Genomic DNA, 2442 nt, shown 5'->3' on the forward strand with positions numbered 1-2442 from the left:
TTTTATATAATATGCCATTTGGTAGTTTCTCTATTTTTAGCTAAGTTAAACTACCAGTTTTTGCTACATCTTTCCTTATTTTCTCATGACAAACTCTTGTTCACAGAGCCTAGAAGTATCACTTGCCTAAAACTTGAGGCTTTTTAGTTCGCAGCTTTGCCAGAAGATCAGCGTTTTTCTATGGAGTGCATGCCTGTACTGTGCCTGGTGCTATTGCTGTCACAATCTTTGGTGCACCGAAAAACACAGCAGTAAATGCACCAAGTGCAAAAAGAGCAGGCCAAGGCATTCTGCCAAATATTGCAAGCAGAGCTGCACCTATTATTACTACTGTGATCATCGGCCCACCTATGCTTTGGGTATATTTTACTATGCTGCATATCACTTCTGATGTTTCATCACCTTGAGTTTTACTCTGCTTAGCGGCGTTTGCATCGAGTGCAAAAGATAGGATTAAAGCTATAAATAGAAGAAATTTTTTCATTATGTCTCCAATAATTTTATGCCAGATTTTCCCTCACATTTATTAAATTTAAGTTAAGGGTATTAGTAAATTTGTCATACCATCAATTTAACTTTGATGCTGTTTTATTTTTAGCCAAACTAATTGAGTCAAGCTGTAAAATCTGTTAAAGTTGATTTTATCAAAGGCACCCTTAGCTCAGTTGGATTAGAGCATTTGACTACGGATCAAAAGGTCGGGCGTTCGAGTCGCTCAGGGTGCACAATGTTTTTAGTCTACACAGAAAACAGAGGCCACACTTGAAATTGATGTACGAGATACCTATCTTTAAAGGTTAAATACTGAACTATTGTATATGAGCACAAAAGACTACTATGAACTGTTGGAAGTAAGCAGAAATGCTAGTATTGATGAGATAAAAAAAGCATATAAAAAATTAGCGTTAAAGTATCATCCAGATAGAAATCCTGGTAATAAAGAAGCAGAGGAAAAATTTAAAGAAATAACGGCTGCGTATGAAGTTCTGTCTGACCATGAGAAAAAGGCAGGTTATGATCGTTACGGACATGAGGATGGTGGTTTTGGTGGATTTGATTTTAGCCAGGCTGCGGGAGATTTTAGTGACATATTCAACGACTTTTTTGGCGGGGGGTTTGGGGGATCAAGTAGGGCAAAGAGAAGCACAACGAGAGTGCCTGGGTCGGACTTGCGCTATGATCTTGAAATTACCTTAGAAGACGCATTTAAAGGAATACAAGTACCTATACATTACGTTACAAATGTAAAATGTGACACGTGTAAAGGTACAGGTAGCGAAGGAACGATCAAACCAGTTCAGTGTCACATGTGTCAAGGAAGCGGTAGGATCAGGACCCAACAGGGCTTTTTTACAATCGAGAGAACATGTACCACATGTTATGGGGAAGGAGAAATAATACAAAATAAATGCAAAAAGTGTGGTGGAAATGGACGCAGAAGAGATGAAGTAAATATATCAGTTTCAATTCCAAAAGGCATAGAGAAAGGCTCTAAGGTGAAAGTAAGTGGTAAAGGAGAAGCTGGAGTAAGGGGTGGGAAAAGCGGAGATTTATATGTATATGTTAAAATCGCTCCACACAAGATCTTTACTCGAGATAAAGCAGATTTACATTGTAAAGTGCCTATAAGAATGACATTGGTAGTGCTTGGTGGTGAAATTGATGTCCAGTCAATTGATGGGACTAAAATAAAAGTAAAGGTTCCTGAAGGCACTCAAACTGGTACCAAACTACGCTGTAGAGAAAAGGGTATGCCATGTATGAATTCAAACGTACGTGGTGATTTGTATGTGCAGGTAATAGTTGAAACTTTAAATCCACAGAACTTAACTGAAAAACAAATTGAGCTGTTGAAAGCGCTTGAAGAAGAAGAAAAGGCAAACATGCAACGGCAATCTGAAGGGTTCTTTAGTAAAGTAAAAAAAAAATAGGAAATTTGCTCAGTGATATCAAAGGCAGTTAATTATTCTCTAGTCTCTGTGAACAAAATTTTAGAGAAGCCATATGAGAGAACCAACGAAGTTTAAAAAAACCATAAAAACCTCAGCAGTCTTGTCAAATCGAGAAAAAACACGTCTAAAGTTCTTGATTTTTCCAAAGAACTTAACTGAAAAACAAATTGAGCTGTTGAAAGCACTTGAAGAAGAAGAAAAGGCAAACATGCAACGGCAATCTGAAGGGTTCTTTAGTAAAGTAAAAAAAAAATAGGAAATTTGCTCAGTGATATCAAAGGCAGTTAATTATTCTCTAGTCTCTGTGAACAAAATTTTAGAGAAGCCATATGAGAGAACCAACGAAGTTTAAAAAAACCATAAAAACCTCAGCAGTCTTGTCAAATCGAGAAAAAACATGTCTAAAGTTCTTGATTTTTCCAAAGAAGCATTCAATCAAATGCCGCTCTTTATAAAGATGTTTGTCGTAGTCTCTCTTCACTTTTCGATT

The 2442-nt window shown here is 37.0% G+C and carries 2 protein-coding genes, 1 tRNA gene and 2 pseudogenes; 3 read left to right on the top strand and 2 right to left on the bottom strand.

Features of this window, described 5'->3' with window-relative positions; translation table 11 throughout:
* Positions 1 to 178: 178 nt before the first annotated feature.
* Positions 179 to 484, bottom strand: coding sequence for a TrbC/VirB2 family protein (locus GO685_RS04750; protein WP_175937796.1), 306 nt, complete (start codon positions 482 to 484; stop codon positions 179 to 181).
* A gap of 166 nt (positions 485 to 650) precedes the next feature.
* Between GO685_RS04750 and GO685_RS04755 the strand changes: the two genes are divergently transcribed.
* The 3 genes and pseudogenes from GO685_RS04755 to GO685_RS05885 form a co-directional block, all read left to right on the top strand.
* Positions 651 to 725, top strand: a tRNA-Arg gene (locus GO685_RS04755).
* A gap of 93 nt (positions 726 to 818) precedes the next feature.
* Entirely contained in the window at positions 819 to 1931 is a 1113-nt protein-coding gene (gene dnaJ, locus GO685_RS04760; RefSeq protein WP_175937797.1) for a molecular chaperone DnaJ, read from the top strand.
* Positions 1932 to 2094: 163 nt separating this feature from the next.
* Positions 2095 to 2208 (top strand): annotated as a pseudogene (locus GO685_RS05885) (molecular chaperone DnaJ); the annotation flags it as partial.
* A 60-nt stretch (positions 2209 to 2268) separates the two neighbouring features.
* On the opposite strand, the pseudogene GO685_RS04770 reads toward GO685_RS05885, so the two are convergent.
* Positions 2269 to 2442: pseudogene (locus GO685_RS04770) on the bottom strand (IS5-like element ISSoc13 family transposase); the annotation flags it as partial.

The sequence above is a fragment of the Wolbachia endosymbiont of Madathamugadia hiepei genome, from assembly GCF_013366855.1.
Taxonomy (GTDB): Bacteria; Pseudomonadota; Alphaproteobacteria; order Rickettsiales; family Anaplasmataceae; genus Wolbachia.